Origin of the sequence: Nibribacter ruber (genome assembly GCF_009913235.1) — a bacterium.
Classification (GTDB): Bacteria; Bacteroidota; Bacteroidia; order Cytophagales; family Hymenobacteraceae; genus Nibribacter; species Nibribacter ruber.
In genome coordinates, this window is sequence record NZ_CP047897.1 from 807345 (window position 1) to 825659 (window position 18315).

The 18315-nt window shown below is 50.0% G+C and carries 16 protein-coding genes; 10 read left to right on the top strand and 6 right to left on the bottom strand.

Translation table 11 applies throughout. The features are described from left to right. Position 1 precedes the first annotated feature (1 nt). Positions 2-910, bottom strand: coding sequence for a glycosyltransferase family 2 protein (locus tag GU926_RS03485; protein WP_160689056.1), 909 nt, complete (start codon positions 908-910; stop codon positions 2-4). A gap of 411 nt (positions 911-1321) precedes the next feature. After that, positions 1322-2608 carry a flippase gene (locus tag GU926_RS03490; protein ID WP_160689058.1) on the bottom strand — a complete coding sequence of 429 codons (1287 nt, stop codon included), beginning with the start codon at positions 2606-2608 and terminating at the stop codon, positions 1322-1324. A gap of 114 nt (positions 2609-2722) precedes the next feature. Between GU926_RS03490 and GU926_RS03495 the strand changes: the two genes are divergently transcribed. Together GU926_RS03495 and GU926_RS03500 are read left to right on the top strand one after the other, a co-directional pair. Then, entirely contained in the window at positions 2723-3583 is an 861-nt protein-coding gene (locus GU926_RS03495) for a hypothetical protein (protein WP_160689060.1), read from the top strand. A 5-nt stretch (positions 3584-3588) separates the two neighbouring features. Beyond that, positions 3589-4191, top strand: a complete 603-nt coding sequence (locus tag GU926_RS03500; protein ID WP_160689062.1) for a DNA-3-methyladenine glycosylase family protein — start codon at positions 3589-3591, stop codon at positions 4189-4191. Positions 4192-4344: 153 nt separating this feature from the next. Here GU926_RS03500 and GU926_RS03505 read toward each other — a convergent pair whose 3' ends face one another. Beyond that, a complete protein-coding gene (locus GU926_RS03505; protein ID WP_160689064.1) occupies positions 4345-5262 on the bottom strand; it encodes a DUF58 domain-containing protein in 918 nt (305 codons plus the stop codon). Further along, positions 5243-5656, bottom strand: coding sequence for a septal ring lytic transglycosylase RlpA family protein (locus GU926_RS03510; protein WP_160689066.1), 414 nt, complete (start codon positions 5654-5656; stop codon positions 5243-5245). The genes GU926_RS03505 and GU926_RS03510 overlap by 20 nt, the downstream gene beginning before the upstream one ends. A gap of 135 nt (positions 5657-5791) precedes the next feature. Between GU926_RS03510 and GU926_RS03515 the strand changes: the two genes are divergently transcribed. Beyond that, positions 5792-6124, top strand: coding sequence for a DUF3276 family protein (locus GU926_RS03515; RefSeq protein WP_160694572.1), 333 nt, complete (start codon positions 5792-5794; stop codon positions 6122-6124). A gap of 352 nt (positions 6125-6476) precedes the next feature. On the opposite strand, the gene GU926_RS03520 is transcribed toward GU926_RS03515, so the two are convergent. After that, entirely contained in the window at positions 6477-6749 is a 273-nt protein-coding gene (locus GU926_RS03520) for a DUF4242 domain-containing protein (RefSeq protein ID WP_160689068.1), read from the bottom strand. 416 nt (positions 6750-7165) lie between these two features. Between GU926_RS03520 and ychF the strand changes: the two genes are divergently transcribed. From ychF to GU926_RS03535, 3 genes are all read left to right on the top strand, one after another. Continuing rightward, positions 7166-8263, top strand: coding sequence for a redox-regulated ATPase YchF (gene ychF, locus GU926_RS03525; RefSeq protein ID WP_160689070.1), 1098 nt, complete (start codon positions 7166-7168; stop codon positions 8261-8263). 239 nt (positions 8264-8502) lie between these two features. Next, positions 8503-9996, top strand: a complete 1494-nt coding sequence (locus GU926_RS03530) for an OmpA family protein (protein ID WP_160689072.1) — start codon at positions 8503-8505, stop codon at positions 9994-9996. Between the two features lie 187 nt (positions 9997-10183). Next, a complete protein-coding gene (locus GU926_RS03535; RefSeq protein ID WP_160689074.1) occupies positions 10184-10711 on the top strand; it encodes a DinB family protein in 528 nt (175 codons plus the stop codon). Between the two features lie 433 nt (positions 10712-11144). On the opposite strand, the gene GU926_RS03540 is transcribed toward GU926_RS03535, so the two are convergent. Further along, positions 11145-13295 (bottom strand): dipeptidyl peptidase 3, encoded by a 2151-nt coding sequence (locus GU926_RS03540; RefSeq protein WP_232058416.1) that lies wholly within the window; start codon positions 13293-13295, stop codon positions 11145-11147. A 146-nt stretch (positions 13296-13441) separates the two neighbouring features. On the opposite strand from GU926_RS03540, the gene GU926_RS03545 reads away from it, so the two are divergent. From GU926_RS03545 to GU926_RS03560, 4 genes are all read left to right on the top strand, one after another. Continuing rightward, on the top strand, positions 13442-13912 hold the full coding sequence (locus GU926_RS03545; protein WP_160689076.1) for an Mpo1 family 2-hydroxy fatty acid dioxygenase: 471 nt from the start codon (positions 13442-13444) through the stop codon (positions 13910-13912). Positions 13913-14122: 210 nt separating this feature from the next. Then, positions 14123-14500 carry a hypothetical protein gene (locus tag GU926_RS03550; protein WP_160689078.1) on the top strand — a complete coding sequence of 126 codons (378 nt, stop codon included), beginning with the start codon at positions 14123-14125 and terminating at the stop codon, positions 14498-14500. Positions 14501-14601: 101 nt separating this feature from the next. Beyond that, a complete protein-coding gene (locus tag GU926_RS03555) occupies positions 14602-16899 on the top strand; it encodes a TonB-dependent receptor (RefSeq protein ID WP_160689080.1) in 2298 nt (765 codons plus the stop codon). A 106-nt stretch (positions 16900-17005) separates the two neighbouring features. Next, entirely contained in the window at positions 17006-18289 is a 1284-nt protein-coding gene (locus tag GU926_RS03560; RefSeq protein ID WP_160689082.1) for a sialidase family protein, read from the top strand. The last annotated feature ends 26 nt before the right edge of the window (positions 18290-18315 follow it).

Here is an 18315-nt window from a genome sequence, read left to right on the forward strand (position 1 = left end):
TTTACTCCAAATGAATCTGGCCCAGTTTGGCTCCCAACCCTTCGCGTACCGCCTTCAACTGCTTCTTCCAGCCGGTCCAGCTGGTGTCTTTGTCAATGAGCAAATTCTGCACGACTAACCTAAAAAGGAGCTTAGGCAGGGCCTTCAGATAAAACTCGCCGGTAGTGGAATGTTGCTTGAGCAGGTACACATTGTTGCGGTACTCATAGAGCCTTTTCAACGGCGATGCCTGTACGGCCATCATGCACTTGCCCAGCATTTGAATGGGCACATACTGCGTCTGAGGATGATAAATCTTACTGCCAGACACATAATACAGATGCAGGTTATATTTCACCCGGGCCCTAAGACACATTTCTGCGTCATCTCCCCAAATGAAAATTTCCTTCAAGGGCAGGCCAATCTGCTGTAGCGTATTTTTATGAATGCAAAATCCTAGAAAAGGAATGCTGGTGGTTTCTACTATTTCCTGTTGCAGGCAAGAGACTTCATTGGTGGTGACCCAGGCACTGCCCATTTTCACTTTGGTAAACCAGGCTAACTTTCCGTGGTTGGTCTCACTGATGGCTATGCTGCCGTAAATATTCTGGGGTTGCTTAAGGTGTTTGAAGAGTTCTGCGAAGGCGGCGGGCGCTACCACGCAGTCATCATCCATGCACCAGCTCCAGTCATAGCCAAGTTCCAGGCTTTTCTGCATGCCGTGGTAGAAGCCTCCGGCCCCGCCCAGGTTTTCCTGCGTGAGCACCAGAAGGCCCGACTGTTCCTGAAGCCACGCGGCCGTACCGTCTGTAGATCCATTGTTTACCACCAGAATAGCGTCCAAGGCCATGGTTTGGTCTTTTAGAGACTGGACACAGCGTTTCAGCAGTTCTAGACGGTTGTAAGTTACAACTATGGCAATGGTCTTCATTCAGGGCGTTTAAAACGATATACTGGCGTAGGGGATTTTGGTTAGAATATTCAATAATATATATGTTAATCCATTGAATACCAAATCAGAAAATTACTTTTTACTAGGTTTGGCCTGCCTTTTTGCCTAGAGCAGTTTTTAACAGTCTACGTAATGAACATGGCAAAAATGAGGAATTCTGGGTGTAAACACTATTGTATCTTCTACTTTCTGTCATTCTATGTCTGAAAGAGGAGCATAAGAAGTTAACGCCCTGCCTCAGGAGAAATTTCAAGAGAGACAATAAACAATAGCAATACACCTATGACCATACCTGAAAAGAGAAACGTTTTTGGCTTGTTTTCGGGAAAAGAGGCCAAAAACGACCTGCCTTTGAAAACAGCAAGGTTAAATCAGCAGGAGATATAAGATTTAAATCAATTTGATGCCCTTCTTGTACAGGTAGGCAAACATAAGCAGCGTAACCAGGCCTTCGGTGGCCATGAGCAGAATGGCTACCCCGGTGTATTCAAAACGGCCTGCCACAAAGGGAACCGAGCAGATATTGAGGAGGCTGCCCGTGCAGAGAATAAAGAAGAATTGCTTTCGGTAGCCCAAATTCAGCATGGCCTGGATGCCAAAAACATTGCTCAAACACACCAGCAAGGGCAATCCTGCCATAAGCCGTAGCACTGGAACCACCGGCAGAAACTCCTCTCCCATCACCCAGCGCACCAGCAAAGGCGCCATCACGGCAATGGCCACAGAGGCACAAGCCGCGCCCAGAAACGTCCAGCGGGTAAGTTGGCGCAGCACCTCTACCATCCGCTCCTTTGAAGTATGCATCAGCTTGCTCAAATAAGGGAACAAGGTCTGTGACACCGGAATAAACAAGCCTTGCACGGCCCGCACTATCTTCTCTGCTCCAGAATAATAACCCGCCGCCACCGGCCCGGCCAGCAAACCCAGAAAGAAGGTATTGGAAATGGTATAGGCACTAATAGAAACGTTAGAGACAAACACAAACCAGCCCTGCCCCAGTTGGTAGCGCAACCCCTGCCAGGTCACAGCCGTGGGCCTAATGCCAAACTCCTTCCAGAGAAGCCCTAGGCTCACGCCGCCGGCTACCAAAATTCCAAGGGCCTGCAACACGGGTACCCACAAAATATCCTCAGGTTGGCGCACCAGCAGCAGAATAAGGCTAGCGTAAATGGCTTTGGAAATCAAATGCACAATGGTCACGTATTTCATCCGCTCCATGCCCTGAAAAAACCAGACCGGCATGAACAGTTGCCCTAGCGCCACGCCAAAAGCCACCAAAAACAGTTGTCTGTTCTCCATGAACACCGGCACCCAGGTCACCAATCCCCACAACACCAGAAAACTCCCAATGAAAAAGATAAGTTTGAGGGCCAGAATGTGCGTAACGATGGTGCGGAGTTGAGCGGGTTCCTCGCGGTGGCGGGCAATCTGCTGCGTACCTGACAGGTCAAACCCATAGTCAATCACAATGATGAAGTACTGGATAAACGCCTGGGCATAACTCAGCAATCCGAAGGTAGCCACTCCCAGCGCCTGCATCAGAACGGGCATGACCAGCAAAGGCAACAGGTAGTTGAGGCCCTGCAAGACAGACAAAGACAGAAAATTCTGAATCAGCCGCTTTCTGGTCTGGTTTAACAGCAACCCTTGCACACGTACGGGGAGAAAGCGCTTCAAACGAATAGGAAAGAGGTGGATTGTTCTTTTATCAGAAAGCACAAAACTACTAAAACGCGACAAAGCGGGTTCATATAAAATGACTATTTTTAGCCCGTCTATCCCAACGCCCGTATGAGCACGAATTATTCTCCCACCCCAGATTCTGGTGAATACATTGACATCTTCTCGCTGTTAAAGGGCATGGGCCGTTTTATAGGCAGGCTCCTTCAAGCCGTCTTCCGGAACCTGCCGTTGGTTCTGGTCTGCCTGGCTCTTGCTTTGGGCCTGGCCTATTATGAATACAAGTCACGGCCGCCTTATTACATTTCTGAAATGGTGGTGACCACTGGTCCTCTGGACCCTATGGTATCTACCGTTCTCTTGGAGCGCCTCTCCGCGGATATTGAGGATCAGAGCCCCGAGTACCTGGCCAAAAAATTACACATCTCCGCCGCCGCCGCCAGTCAGGTTTCCAGCATTGGCAGCATTGAACTCCCTCCCACCAACCTTACCAACCAGTACGACTCCCTGGGCATACGGGCGCAGCCGATGGTGTTTAGCGTCACCGTCAAAGACCCTGTTTATTTTGACACGCTGGAAACGGCCCTGGTGCGGTACGTGGAGGAGAATGCGTTTTACCAGCAATACAAGATATCCAGCGAGGAGCGCATTCAGGCGTTCATAGAAAGAATCAATCGCGACATCCGGCAACTGGACAGCGTAAAACTGGCCGTGCTGGCCACCGGCCGTTCGCAAGGCGCCGTGCAACCAGAGGGTCTGTTCAGCGAGGGTCTGAACCTGTATAGAAAGAAAGAAGCTCTGCAACGCCAGTTAGAAGACTTCCATCATGTGCAGGTGGTTGTGCCGTTTACGCCCCAGGCCAAACCGCACGGACCCAAGAAGTGGAATTTCTTGTTAGTGGGTGCCTTGGTAGGTGGATTGCTCGGTACGGCTTTGGCGTATTACAGAGACAAAAAAAGAGGCAAAATCTAACGCGCATGGCTACTCCCCTTTTCCCCAAAGACCCTTTGTTGCAGCAGTTAGTAGAGCAGGACCCGGCCATTGAACTCACGCAGGAGCGGCAGCCCATCTATGACTCGCTGCTCAGTTCCATCATCTCCCAGCAGTTGTCTGTGAAGGCGGCGGCTACCATCAAGCAACGGTTTTTGGCCTTATTTCCGGAAAACAACCCAAAACCAGAATTGGTCTTGGCGGCTTCTACAGAAGAATTGCGCGGCGTGGGCTTGTCTGGCCAAAAAGTGAATTACGTGCGCAGCGTGGCTCAGCAAAAACTAGACGGCCTACTGGAAGACGCAGACATCGCCCACCTCCCCGATGAGAAACTAATTCAGCGCCTGGTAGCCATTAAAGGCATTGGAAGATGGTCAGCAGAGATGATTCTGATGTTCGCGCTGCAGCGCCTAGACGTGATGGCCGTGGATGACCTGGGAATCTACAACGCCATGAAACGCCTCTATGGTTGGCAGGAAACCCACAAAGAAGCCAAGCAGAAGATGCAAGCCCAAGCCGAACTCTGGCGCCCCAACAGAACCTTAGCCTGCCGCTACCTATGGCAGTCCCTCAATAATAAACCTTTGTGAGTCGCGAGTTCTGAGTCTTGAGTCGCGAGTCTTCAAAACGGAGGTACGGATGAAAAGCGGAGATTTTAATTCTTAATTCCTAAATCTGAATTCCTAATCCACTATTCGTTTTTGGGCTGTTTTCCAGAAAACAGCCCAAAAACGAATAGTGGATTAGCGCACTTTCTGGCGTTTGACCAGGTAGGCGTATAAGACTTTGTCCATAGGGTCTTTTAAATCCACGGAAATCAGGTCAATGCGGTGCTGTCCGCAGCGCAGGGCCAGCTCTTTCTTGAACTGCTGCATGGCGTGTACGTAGGCAGCGCGGACTTCGGCGGGTTGAACTTTTATGCGGTCGCCGGTTTCCAGGCCCACAAAAGTGTAAGGGCGGTTGGGGAAGTTGAACTCCTCCTCGGTTTCGGCGTGGGTGATGTGAAAAATCAAGACTTCGTGCTGCTGGTGGCGCAAATGCTGCAAGGCGGTGAAAATCTCCTCCAATTGCTCGTACTGGCTCAACATGTCGGTGAACAGTATGACCAGGGACCGTTTGGGCAGCGTCTGGGCAATCTGGTGCAGCATGCTGGCTACTTTGGTCTGCTTTTGTGGCGGGGCTGGCTTTTGCAGTTGCTGTTGCAGGGTGAGCAGCAGCGTGTGCAGATGCGCCCCGGTAGACCTGATGGCTGTTTGGTGCTCAATCTGGTCTGAGAAGGTGGTGAGGCCTACGGCATCTCGCTGTTTTTGCAGGAGCGTAGCCAGGGCCGCCGCCGCCAGTACGCCATAAGACAGCTTGCCATAGTTGTTGGTGGGGTAATACATGGAGCCAGACACGTCCAGTAGCAATTGACAGCGAAGGTTGGTTTCTTCCTCGTAGCGCTTTACAAAGAGTTTTTCAGTGCGCGCGAAGACCTTCCAGTCTATGTGCCTTGTGCTTTCACCGGGGTTGTAGAGGCGGTGCTCAGAGAACTCCACGGAGAAACCATGATAGGGAGATTTGTGCAGCCCCGTAATGAAGCCCTCCACCATTTTTTTGGCCAGAAACTCCAGGTTCTGCAGGTCGCGTACGTCATCCAGGTCAACTTTTATCCTGCTCATGTGCGGTTTTCTCCTTCTCCCAGTACGCCAGGGCGGCTTCTTTGCTCAGGCCCGTGATCTTGACCTGCGCGCTCCCCGCCCCAATGATCTGAAGGTCTTGCGCGGCAGATTTAGACAAGTCAATCACAAACCTGGACTTGCGGCTCATGCGGTCATTGATCTTGACCACCACCGTCTGGCCGTTGCTCAGGTTATGTACCTTTACGTAACTGTGTAGAGGAAGGTAGGCATGGGCGGCCGTGGGCAGCGCCGGGTCATATTTCTCACCGCTGGTGGTGGGTCTGCCCTCATAGTGGCTGGCGTAGAAAGTGGCCTTGCCCCATTGCTGGAAGGGCTTGTCGCCGATGGCCCACAATGGAGCCAGGCACAGGAAAAGGAAGAGTAGCTTTTTCAACTGGTCTGTCTATCCCTCGGGAATATTAGTACATTCGAATTTACCTATTAAATTTCATCTTTAAAATTTTTTAAAGTGGAACTCTTCCTTTAAATTGGCTCCAACAAATACTAACAAGGAACCCTTCAAGTTATGGTGGAAGAGAACAACGACAAAGCGGAAATCTACTCGCAGCGAGTAAGAGCAGGAAAGCGCACCTATTTCTTTGATGTGAAGTCAACCCGCTCCAATGATTATTACCTGACTATCACGGAGAGCAAGCGTAAGTTCAAAGATGAGAACTACTCTTATGAAAAGCACAAGATTTTCTTATATAAAGAAGACTTTGTCAAGTTTGTAGAGGCGCTGCAAGACACCATTGACCACGTGAAAGGCGAATTGTTGTCTGAAGAGGCACTGGCCGATCTGGAACGCATGGAACAAGCCCCAGAAAACGTCACGGTGGATGAAGATCTAAAGTGGGAATAACCTCCCCTTCCTTCACCCCAAGCTCATGCCTCGCGTGAGCTTTTTTTATGCCCGAAGGTTTCGTTTTTAGGCTGTTTTCTGGGAAATACCCCAAAAACGGATGCCTTTAAGCTTTTGGCCAAGGTCAAAATAATACCAGCTCTCTGTTTGGGAAAGAGAGGCCATACCTAATAGAAGGCGTATATACTTATAATAAGCTGATCTCTACAGGATAAGTACAGCCTTGAAATACGCTTAAAAATACATTCTAAGGTAGTACAAGGTTTTTAACCTGGAATGTCGCTTTCATACTAACTTTTAGCATAGCGGTTGTTCTCCCGCCTCAAAGCCCCAAATAGAAAACCTATCCCTCTTATTCTGCGGTGGTAGGGTCTATGACGGCCACCACCTCATTCACTGCGTTTGCCGGAAACCCTCCTTGTTTGGCGTGTTCGCGCACCATTGTTTCATTAGGCGCAATGTAGGTGCAATAAATTTTGTCGCCGGTCACAAAACTCTGTACCCACTGTATTTGAGGCCCCATTTTGTTCAAGACGCCACAGGAGGTTTGCGAAATGCTTTTCAGTTGGTCAGCAGTAAATTTACCCGCTCCCGGAATTTCTCTTTCAATCACATACTTTGGCATAATGGTACGTTTTATGTCCTACTCTTCTGGCTTTTCGGGTTTGCCCCGTTTTTAAAAATGGTTTCTGGTCTCCATTGGTTAGGTTGCTTGTATGCACCTTCCTATTTTTAACGTAGCCAGATAAACATTGGCCACGGCATTCTGCCTCCTATTTCCCCTAAATTCTGCTTGCTACTTAGTTTCTATGGTTAGCATTGAAAATTCATGTCACGGGTAAAGGAATGATTCATTGGGAAAGTCACTCCTCGTTTTTTGGCTATTTCTCAGAAAAGAGGCTAAAAACGCCACATTTATCTCCCTAAACAATCCCGGCAGAATGCGTATATTTGCGGCCGCTTAGAGGCGTTCACTTTCGTATTAGGTGGCCTCTGGCACTTGAGTATTTTCTTCAGAACTTTTACCAACTCCTTTTATATATGGGACTTCGTTGTGGAATAGTGGGTTTACCAAACGTGGGTAAGTCTACGCTGTTCAATGCCTTGTCAAACGCCAAAGCAGAATCTGCCAATTATCCTTTCTGCACCATTGAGCCCAACGTGGGCGTGATCACCGTGCCAGATGAGCGCCTCCAGATTCTGGAAGGCCTGGTGCACCCAGAGCGCGTGCTGCCTACCGTCATGGAGTTTGTAGACATTGCCGGCCTGGTGAAAGGTGCCAGCAAAGGCGAAGGCTTGGGCAACAAATTCCTGGCTAACATTAGAGAGGTAGACGCTGTCATTCATGTGGTGCGTTGTTTTGATGATCCTAACATTGTGCACGTAGCCGGCGGCGTAGACCCGGTGTTTGACAAAGACGTGATTGACACGGAGCTTCAGCTGAAAGACCTAGAGTCAATTGACAAGAAGATTGCCAAGGTAGAGCGTACCGCCAAGTCTGGTGATGCCGCCGCCAAAAAAGAGTTTGCGTCTTTGCAACGCTTCAAGCAGCATTTGGAAAGCGGCAAGAACGCCCGTTCTCTGGACGTTTCTGAAGAAGACCTGGATGCGGTAGAAGACTTGAAGCTTTTGACCATCAAGCCGGTCATCTACGTAGCAAACGTAGACGAGGCCTCCATTCAAACGGGCAATAAATTCCTGGATGCTCTAAAAGCCCACGTGGCCGAAGAGAACGCCGAGGTGGTAGTAATCTCTGCCGCCATAGAAGAGCAGATAGCCGACTTTACAGACGCCGAGGAGAAAGAAATGTTCCTGGGCGAGTATGGCTTAACGGAATCTGGCTTGAACCGCCTCATAAGAGCGTCTTATTCTCTGCTCAACCTAATCACTTACTTTACCGCCGGCGTGAAGGAAGTACGCGCCTGGACTATTCAAAAAGGCTGGAAAGCCCCGCAAGCAGCTGGGGTTATTCACACAGACTTTGAGAAAGGTTTTATTAGGGCAGAAGTGATCAAATTGCCAGATTATGTAGAGTACAAGTCTGAAGCCAAAATCAAAGAGGCCGGTAAAATGTCTGTAGAAGGCAAAGAATACGTGGTGCAGGACGGTGACATCATGCACTTCAGGTTTAACGTGTAAACCCGTTTTCACAAGTAAAAAAGGAGAGTCTATATGGCTCTCCTTTTTTTTTTGCCTGAGAGGGCTCATCCGTATAAATACTAGGTATTGGAAGATAGAGCCTGAGAAAAGGTTGAAATTAATAACCTCCTTCTCTGGCAGTTACGTAGTAAGAATATTTATTTATCCGCAGAAAAGGAAACATTTTCTTTATTTCGGGGTAAACATGCTCATATTACTATATTCCAACTTTTAAAACTATGAAAAGAACCTTACTTAAAGCATCATTGGCAGGCGCGCTGTTGCTGTCCATGGGTGCTCCCAAAGAGTCCATAGCACAGTCCGCTGACCGGCCATGGGGATTGTCGCTTTACGCAAGCGCCAACCAAGCCAGAACAAACATGCGCAATGACATGTGGGACATGAGTAACTCCTCTTGGGGAGGTGGTTTGGCCATAAACCGTTACCTGTCTCCATCGTTTGACCTGTCTTTGCAGTTGAACTACTTCAACCTAGAGCAGGACGCAGCCTTTGTTACCTGGAGAACCACAGGGTACGGACCAGGCAGATTTGAAGACGAGATTGGAACCGCCAACCTGGCCTTCAAATTGAAAATGAACAACGGTAAAATCTTGAAAGAAGAGTCCTTCATCAAGCCTTACCTAGTTGCCGGCGTTGGCTTACAGTACGCCAGCGTAGAAGCCTATTTGCCGGTGGGCATACCAGGTGGTACGCGTGAGGAGAAATGGGACGAAGGCATGTTGCGCATGAACTACATGGGCGGCGCCGGTCTTGGTTTCAGAATCACAGACGGCATCAGCTTGTTTGTACAGTCTACCCTCAACTACCCAACCACCGACTTGCTGGACGGTATCTCTAACGAGCAGTCTGACGAGTTGAACGACCGTTACCTGCAGCACCAGTTTGGTCTTTCTTTTGGCTTGGGTAAAGCCAAAGACACAGACGGCGACGGAGTTTCTGACAGAAGAGACGAGTGCCCAGACACCCCAGCCGGTGTTCAGGTTGACAAAAAAGGCTGTCCATTGGATGGTGACGGTGACGGCGTAGCCGATTACCTGGATAAGTGTCCTACTGAGGCTGGTACTGCCGCCCTGGAAGGTTGCCCAGACCGTGACAATGACGGCGTACGTGACTCAGAAGATGAGTGCCCAGACCAAGCAGGTACTGCTGCTACTCGTGGCTGCCCAGACTCTGACGGTGACGGTGTTGCTGACAAAGACGACAAATGCCCAGGCACACCAGCCGGTACAAGAGTGGATGCTTCTGGTTGCCCAGTAGTTCTTGACCGTGACGGTGACGGTGTAAACGATGACGTAGACAAGTGCCCAGACGTAGCTGGTTCTGCTGCTAACTTGGGTTGCCCAGGCTTAGACATGGAAGACAGCACCTACATGGCCCGTGTTCCTAAGATTCAGTTTGAATTCAACAGAGCAGTATTGAAACCAGTTTCTTACCCAACTCTGGATAGAATGGCTACCATGTTAGGCAAATATCCGCACTACAACCTGCGTATCTCTGGCCACGCTGACCACGTTGGTTCTAATGAGTACAACCAGGAGCTTTCTATGAGAAGAGCAGACGCTGCCAAGTCTTACTTGATTGACAAGAAAGGCATCAGCTCTGACCGTATCATCACAGAAGGCTTCGGAGAAGAGAGACCAATTGCTCCAAACACCACCAACGCTGGTAGAGCGCAGAACAGACGTGCCGAATTCAGATTGTTCATCCAGTAACAATCCTGATTTTTAACTTCAGAAAAGCCCCGCCTTTGGTGGGGCTTTTTTGCGTTTAACACTGTAGCTAATCATAATCAGTTAATAGGCATTTCTGCTCCTTCACACATATAAGATGCGATTGGCTAACCTTCAATTTAAGTATGAGAGGCAGAAATAATAAATATTTCAACAAGCAAATACCACTATGGAAAATCAGGAAAGAGAAGTTTGGCAGAGAGGCCCCGTGGCCGGCGTGCCTCCCCTGCTGCAACCGGTGGCCCACGCGCTTTTGCAAGCTCAGGAAGAAATAGAAAGAGAAATGCTGGACTACCCGGAGCAGCTGTTATGGGAAAAACCCGGCGGGTTAGCTTCCATCGGATTCCATTTGCAGCACCTCACTGGCGTGTTAGACAGGCTGTTTACCTATGCCCTTGCACAACCGCTTACAGAGGCGCAGCGGCAGAACCTAACTGCTGAAGGACAGCCTAATCCAGAGCTTAGGATTCAGGAACTCGTTGTCACATTCGGGTCACAGGTAGTAAAAGCGATTTCTCAGTTAAAAGCCACGGATGAAACTATTCTTTTAGAACCAAGAGCCCTGGGTCGCGCCCAGATTCCCACCAATGTTTTGGGGCTTTTGTTTCATTCTGCAGAGCACACCATGCGGCATGTAGGCCAATTGCTGGTGACCGCCAGAATCTTAAAAATCGGCTCCTTGCCTCAAACGCCGTAAAGGTGATAAGTTTAATGAAGCCTTCGTTTTTGGCTTATTTTCTGGAAATGAGGGTAAAAACGGATATGGTGGATAGCAACCGCCTGTCTAGCTTACCCACAAGATCCTTCATAGATGACAGGTGATGTGAAGATGTGGAGATTTGAAAATGTGCGGATTTGAAAATTTGCAGATGTGATTGAGGCAAAGACTACCTCTCCCGCAAACTTGTAGCTTGTGGGTGCTATTGGGCAAGGTTAAAATGCGTGCGTCGCAAGAGGACGCTTGGGCCATGGTATTTATTAACCTTGATTATATCAGTAAACAATACAAACCTCAAATCCTCCAAGAACTCACTGTTTCCTCAACTCAACCATCAAAAAAAGCCGCCTGAGATTTCTCCCGGCGGCTTTTCGTTTTTAGCGTCTTTTGACCAAAACAGGCCAAAAACGGCTTAGTTGTAATTAGGCAGCAAATTATAGGTTTTGCCGTACTCCAGCATTTGCTGCGTGAAGTTGGTTGGATACGTGATGAGGACATCCACCACTTTTCCGTCTTTCACCACAGGCGTTAACTTAGGCTGAATAAAGCCGGCGTAGGGAGCAATGTTCAATTTGCTGTAACGGTCCAACACTTCTTTGTGTAGCTTCTGGTCTACCTTCACCCCGTAGGTTTCCACCAGGTTCTTGGCGGCATTGAAATCACCTTCAGAGGTCATGCGCTGGGTTTCTTTCAGCAATTCGCCAAACAGGCTTCTCAACTTCTGGTAGTCATTAATCTTGAAGTACGTTTTTCCGTCTTTGGTCACGCGCTCAATCACGTTGTCTTTCTTGCCTCTTTCAAAAGCCCAGGCGGCCACCATCTGGCGGTTGCGCATATGCGCTTCCTCCACGGTTTCCCCCAAAGCCAAACGTGACAACTGCGTCATCAAACCTCCCCGAATGTAGCCGTCATATTCGGCCTTGCCCACTTCCAGTGACGGCATCACGCCAATCTCTACCAGTTTAGGGTCCATCACGTAATACAGGGCTACCAAGTCGGCGCGGCCTTCTTCAATGGTGCTGGCGTAGTTTTTCAGGGTTTCCTTGGGAGTGCCCACGCCCGGGTTAATCTGCCCAGACGCGTGCCCAATCACCTCGTGCATGTCGGTGTGCAGGTCGCTGGCAATAGAAGAGTATTTTTTAGAACGCTCAATCTCCTCAGGGCTGTAGGCAAACTCGGTTAAAACGCTTCCGCCGGTGTTGGCCGCCTCATTGTAGGCATGTACAATGTTGCCCAGGTTCACAGACTTAGAGCCATGCTCTTTTCTGATCCAGTTGGCGTTGGGCAGGTTAATGCCAATAGGCGTGGCCGGAGCGGCATCACCACCTTCCACCACGGCCGTGATTACCTTAGCCGTAATACCAACTACCTTTTTCTTCTTATGCTGCGGCAAAAGCGGCGAATTGTCTTCAAACCACTGCGCCTGGTCTCCTATAGCCTTAATGCGTTTGGTAGCTTCCAGGTCTTTAAAGGACACCACCGACTCATAGGCTGCCTTAATGCCCAGCGGGTCACCGTACACTTCAATGAAGCCGTTCACCACATCAGTGTTAGAATTCACGTCTTGCACCCAGGCAATGTTGTACTCATCAAACACGCGCAGATCGCCGGTCTTGTAGTATTCGGCTAGTTTTTGAAGGGCTAAGCGCTGTTGCTCGTTCTCGGCTACCGGAATGGCTTTCTCCAGCCAGAAGACCATGCGCTTGATGGCGGCATCATACATGCCACCTACCTTCCAGACCTTCTCCACCAACTTGCCGTTTTCTTTTACCAGCTTAGAGTTTAGGCCATAGGAAATAGGACGAGTATCTTTTTTGTCTGCCATCTTGGCGTAGAAATCCTCTACCTCTTTCTGGGTAACGCCTTCATAGTAGTTGTTGGCCGAGGTGGCAATCAGGTCCTGCCCTGCTACCTGGTTCACACGCTTGGGCGCTATGTTTGGATCAAACAGGATAGGCGTAATCCAGGCAATGAAACTGTCCACAGTCTCGCCTTTCTGCAAAGGCAATTGACCAGCCGGAACTTTCTTGATAGATTCGGCTAAAAACGCCTTGCTGAACTCCGGTAAAAACTTGTTGGTAGAGTAATGGTGATGGATGCCGTTTGAGAACCACACGCGCTTGGTGTACTCCATCAGCTTCTCCCAGTCAGGAGAGGTGGAGCGGTCACGCTTGTTTTCCACGATGGCATCTAAGGTGCGGCGTATGCGCAGGTTGTGCTTGAAGTTCTGGTCATAGATGATGTCCCTTCCTGACAAAGCAGCTTCATACAGGTAATACAGCAATTCTTTCTGCTGGGTGCTCAGTTGCTCAAAACCCGGGGCCCGGTAACGAAGAATGCGCAGATCGGCGAACTGGTCGCTTACGTACTGAAAATCTTCTTCCAACTTTTGCGGGGGCGAAGTCTGGGTCACGGAAACCACTGCTTTCTCCTGCACGCCTACCACTTCTTTGGTGGCAGCGGCAGTGCTGCTATTGGAAGAAGTGCTGGTATTCTTGGCGCAGCTTCCTAACAGCAGGGTTGCCATCAGAAAACCAGACACCTGAAACGTATTCTTTTTCATAGAACTTGATATGAATGGTTAGTTAAAGGTACTCATTTTGCGAAGAGCATCAAAAACCACTCCCAGTTTGAATTTGCCTCTGCGCCCATTAAATAATTTATCCCGAATTGCTATCTTAGGAGCAGACTAACCTCCTCTTCTCTACCATGGCTGCCATACACCTGCTGCTAGACGAATACGCCGAAAGCCACCGCAACGGCACCAACAAAACCATTCACTGGATCTGCGTGCCCGCCATCATGATCAGCCTGATCGGCTTGATTTGGTCCATTCCCACACCCGATTTTATGGCGCAGCTGCCTTTCCCTATGAACTGGGGCATCTTGTTTGTGCTGCTGGCCATGGTGTATTACGTAGCGCTGTCGCCTAGTCTGGCGTTGGGCATGGTGTTGGTGAGTTTGTTCTTCCTCTGGATTGTCTACCAGCTAGACCAGTTCTCGGGCCTTCCGCTGTGGGCCATTTGCCTGTTTATTTTCGTGGTGGCCTGGGTGGGACAGTTTGTTGGGCACAAGATTGAAGGCAAGAAACCCTCCTTTTTGAAAGACCTGCAATTTCTGTTGATTGGCCCAGTGTGGCTGCTTAGTTTCATCTACCAGAAGCTGGGCATTCCGTATTAAACCTTTGCAAAACCACCTGATTTATATTGGAAGGAATTTCTGTTTACATAATTTTTTTGGCGCCTTCTTTCCACCCTATCTTAAAGGCTTTCTACCTGACTAACCCTAAAGCGGAAAGTGGAATAACAATGACGAAAATCACTTGCCTGCACTACATTGTTTACAGGGTTGGCGTATTGGCGTGGCTATCTTTGTCACAGGCAACCACCCATGAAACGACTCGCGACCATATTGCTTTTAACCGTCATGCTTACGCAGGCCTTCAGCAAGGTCTTTGTAGTGCTGGAGTTTGAAGCCAACCGCGAGTTCATCACCAGTTTCCTCTGCATCAACCGAGCCAAGCCCCAACTGCAGTGTCATGGCAAGTGCTACCTCCAAAAGAAACTGAAAAAAGCCGACCAGGATCAAAGCCCGGCTTCTCAAAAAAACCAGCTGCAAAAAGCTGAGATTACTCTTTTTTACCAGCCGTTCATGACGCTTCCGGCCCCGTTCTCCTTCCCTTCTGAGCTCGTTTTCCCGGCCGCATTGGTAAGTGAGGCCACTCCTACGTTCTTCGCCATTTTTCATCCGCCTAAGTTGACTGTGTAAGATTGTTTGTCTGGCGCTCAGTGTCAGACAAGATGGCCACGCCTTTGCTTTTTGCCTTGGCTGCCGCGCTATGTCTTTTCTTTCACTAGACTATTTGCAGTATGAAAAATATATACGCCTGTCTCATGATGTTCATGATGCTAGCCCCCTTTGCCCAGGCGCAACAAACCGTGAAAGGCAAGGTGGTTGACGCCTTTACCAAAGAAGCGCTCATTGGCGCCAGCGTGCAAGTTCCCAACTCCACCAATGGCACCATGACAGCCGCAGACGGGAGCTTTTCGCTCTCTGCCCATGCAGAGAAGATAATGGTTTCTTACCTGGGCTATGTACCCCAAGAAGTTACCATACAGCCCGGATTTCTGTTGGTGCAATTGTCTCCTTCTTCCAATCAATTGAACCAAGTCATTGTCTCTGCCAGCCGCGAGGTGCAGGCCCGCACCGAGGCTCCCATAGCCATCAGTGCTCTCACTACGCAGGTGTTGCAAGAAACCAAAGCCGCCACGCTAGACCAGGTCATGAACAAGGTAGGCGGCGTGTACATGGTGAACTTGGGCAACGAACAGCATACCATGGCCATTCGGCAGCCCATTGGCTACAAAAGCTTGTTCCTGTACTTAGAAGACGGCATTCCCATTAGGGTCTCCGGCGACTTTAACCACAACGCCCTTATTGAAATCAACCAGGCAGCACTCAAGTCCATTGAAATCATCAAGGGTCCTGCGTCTTCGCTTTATGGCAGCGAGGCGATTGGTGGGGCGGTGAATTTCATTACCCAGGCGCCTACCTCGGTGGCTACGGCCATGGTACAATTAGAAAGCAGCAACCAAGGCTACCGAAGAACCGATTTCAGTGCCTCTCAGACCATTGGCAAGCTAGGTGTTTACGCCGGTGGATATTTTGCAACACAGCATCACGGTCCTATCAGCCACAGCGATTTCAACAAACTGGCTTTCACCTTTAGAGCAGATTACCAACTGTCTGAGCGCAGCAAACTCACCACCTCGGCCACTTTGGTTGACTACAAAACCGACCAGACCGGCGGCCTGGACAGCACCCGTTTCTATACCCAGGAATACAGCAGCCTGCATACGTTCACCTACCGCCAGGTGAAAGCCCTGCGCGTACGCACTAGCTTTGAACACACCTGGGATTCTACCAACCATACCCAGGCTACGGTATACATCCGGAAAAACGCCATCGGGCAGAACCCTTTCTATGCCATCTCCAACCTAAAAGGAAATCCTACCAAGGCGAAAGGGGAAATAAATGAGGATGCCTTTCATGGGTACGGCTTAGTGGCCCAGCACAAAAAAAACTTTTCCTTTTTAAGGGCCCAGTTGTTAGCCGGCCTGAGCTTGGATTATAGCCCGGCCACCTACACGGCCCTTTTCCTGGACATTGACCGAGATGCTGCTGGCAGATATGTGAGCTATACCCAGAAAGACTCTTTGCTTACCCATTACGCCGTAAATCTGCTCAATACCGCCGCCTATGCCCAGGCCCAGATCACCCCAATGGAGCGGTTGAACGTGATGGCTGCCCTGCGCTATGACCGCCTGGACTATGCCTTTGACAACTACCTGGCGCCCTCGGCCTTTACAGGTGCCCCTGATGAGAAAAACGGCTTCCGGCAGTTCTCTCCTAAAATAGGTCTAACCTATGATTTGGGAACCAGCAAGGGCGTGTATACCAACTACAGTTTAGGCTTTGCCCCTCCCCAGATTTCTGAACTGTATAGAGGCGTAAAAGTACCTACCCTGCAACCTGCCCAGTACCACAGTTATGAAGTGGGCGGCTGGATGAGTTTCCTGCAACACAAAGCCTACCTGGACCTGAGCCTATACCAAATGGAAGGCGCTCAGGAGATTATCTCGGTGAGGTTAGAGGATGGCACCTATCAGAACCAGAACGCAGGCCAGACCCGTCACCAAGGGGTGGAATACACCCTGCATTATGAGCCTACCTCAGCGCTTGCGTTCCGGTGGAGCGGGACCAACGCGCGTCACTGGTTTGTCCAGTACCAGGAAAAAGGGAAAGACCTTGCAGGCAATGAAATGGCCACGGCCCCCCGCTTCCTTACCAACGCCGAGGTGACCTATCGTCCAAACTATGTCAAAGGCTTACGCCTAAGCCTGGAATGGCAGCACGTGGGCAAATACTACATGGACCCCGCCAATTCTGAATACTACTGCGGCTACAACCTGCTCAGCGCGAGGGTTGGCTATACGCTGCACGGTTTTGAAACTTGGGTGAACGTCTTAAACATGGCCAATGCACTCTATGCCACCACTGTAGATAAATACGCCTATGGCAAAAGCTACCGGCAAGGCATTCCCAGAACGGTACACTTGGGCATTGGCTACCAGTTCACCGCCAAAGGAGAAAAGACTCAGCCCTGACATTGACAATCCTCTCCGTTTTTGGGCTATTTTCTTGAAAACAAGCTAAAAACGGATGCTTCCACACCTATTTAGTCTTCGTTGTAAAAACCTTAACTAGATTCTCATGAAATCCATTCATACGGTTCTCTACCCTTTACTGGCGGCCTGGCTGCTGGTTGGGGTTGGCTGCCAATCCAAAGCCTCCGATAAAAAGCCCGGCGCTAATCAAGCAGTGGCCACCAGAATATCAGCGGCCGGCTTAAAAGCCTCCTGCCCTTTCCTTACGCAAGACCAAGCCGGCAACCCCGTAATGTGCTGGGTACAGGCGCAGGACACGTCCGGGAATTTCTTGCTATCCTACTCCCGCTCAGAGGACGGCGGATTGACATTTGGCAAACCCAGCGCCATTCCTACCACCCAGGGCGTGTACCCGCATGATGAAAACCTGTCAAAGCTCATCTTCAAGAAAAATGGAGAAATGCTGGCCGTTTTTGGTGTAAGCAATCCCTCCCCAGAGAACAGCTACGCAGGTTTAATCAAGTACACCCAGTCCTTTGACGGAGGCAAAACCTGGACCGCCGCCCGGCAACTAGCAATAGACTCTTTGAACAGCAAAGACCAGCGGTATTTTGACGTAGCCCTGCTTCCTAACGGCGAGGTGGCTGCCATTTGGTTAGATGCCCGCAAGAATACGCCCAAAGAAGGATCCAGCCTATATTTTGCCACCACTACCGGGCAGCAAGGATTCACCCAGGAGAAAGCCATTGACCAGCAACTCTGCCAATGCTGCCGCACCGATTTATTTGTGGACGGCCAGGGCCAGGTGCACGCTGCCTACCGCGCCATTCTGCAGGACAGCATTAGAGACATGATGCACTTAGTGTCTGTAGACAATGGCCAGACCTTTGCCCCGCGGGAGCGCATTAGTCCAGACAATTGGGCCATTGACGGCTGTCCGCATACCGGGCCTACGCTGGCCTGGACCAAAACCGGACTGCACGCGGCCTGGTACACCATGGGTGGCGGAAGCGGCGTATTCTACAGCCAGAAAACCGATGAAAAGCCTTTCGCGCCGAGAGAGCAGGTGAGCTCGTTTCCATCTGCCAGGCACCCGCAATTAACGGCTTACGGTTCTGAAAATTTGGCGCTGGTCTGGGATGAGTTGATTCCTTCTTCTAAAGACTTCCAAACGCGCATAGGCCTGCAACTGAAAGACCAGAACGGTAGATCCCTACAGCGCGCGTATTTAACCCCGGCCACGGTCAAGGCCAGCTATCCCGTGGTACTGCCAACTTCTAACAATAGCCTAGTAATTGCCTACACCCAGAAGACCGATACTAGCAGTGAAGTCTGGTACCAACGCGTAGATCCCCATCAACTGAAACCTACTGCGGTTGCCAGTAAGTAATCCTCTTCCGTTTTTGGCCTGTTTTC

What these genes read in the sequence shown, in the direction of transcription:
- GU926_RS03520 (WP_160689068.1), bottom strand. Translation starts at nt 6,749, where the DNA reads ATGCCAAAGTATGTGATTGAAAGAGAAATTCCGGGAGCGGGTAAATTT.
- GU926_RS03505 (WP_160689064.1), bottom strand. Translation starts at nt 5,262, where the DNA reads ATGAGCAGGATAAAAGTTGACCTGGATGACGTACGCGACCTGCAGAAC.
- GU926_RS03495 (WP_160689060.1), top strand. Translation starts at nt 2,723, where the DNA reads ATGAGCACGAATTATTCTCCCACCCCAGATTCTGGTGAATACATTGAC.
- GU926_RS03550 (WP_160689078.1), top strand. Translation starts at nt 14,123, where the DNA reads ATGAAACGACTCGCGACCATATTGCTTTTAACCGTCATGCTTACGCAG.
- GU926_RS03485 (WP_160689056.1), bottom strand. Translation starts at nt 910, where the DNA reads ATGAAGACCATTGCCATAGTTGTAACTTACAACCGTCTAGAACTGCTG.
- GU926_RS03540 (WP_232058416.1), bottom strand. Translation starts at nt 13,295, where the DNA reads ATGAAAAAGAATACGTTTCAGGTGTCTGGTTTTCTGATGGCAACCCTG.
- GU926_RS03545 (WP_160689076.1), top strand. Translation starts at nt 13,442, where the DNA reads ATGGCTGCCATACACCTGCTGCTAGACGAATACGCCGAAAGCCACCGC.
- GU926_RS03500 (WP_160689062.1), top strand. Translation starts at nt 3,589, where the DNA reads ATGGCTACTCCCCTTTTCCCCAAAGACCCTTTGTTGCAGCAGTTAGTA.
- GU926_RS03560 (WP_160689082.1), top strand. Translation starts at nt 17,006, where the DNA reads ATGAAATCCATTCATACGGTTCTCTACCCTTTACTGGCGGCCTGGCTG.
- GU926_RS03530 (WP_160689072.1), top strand. Translation starts at nt 8,503, where the DNA reads ATGAAAAGAACCTTACTTAAAGCATCATTGGCAGGCGCGCTGTTGCTG.
- GU926_RS03555 (WP_160689080.1), top strand. Translation starts at nt 14,602, where the DNA reads ATGAAAAATATATACGCCTGTCTCATGATGTTCATGATGCTAGCCCCC.
- ychF (WP_160689070.1), top strand. Translation starts at nt 7,166, where the DNA reads ATGGGACTTCGTTGTGGAATAGTGGGTTTACCAAACGTGGGTAAGTCT.
- GU926_RS03535 (WP_160689074.1), top strand. Translation starts at nt 10,184, where the DNA reads ATGGAAAATCAGGAAAGAGAAGTTTGGCAGAGAGGCCCCGTGGCCGGC.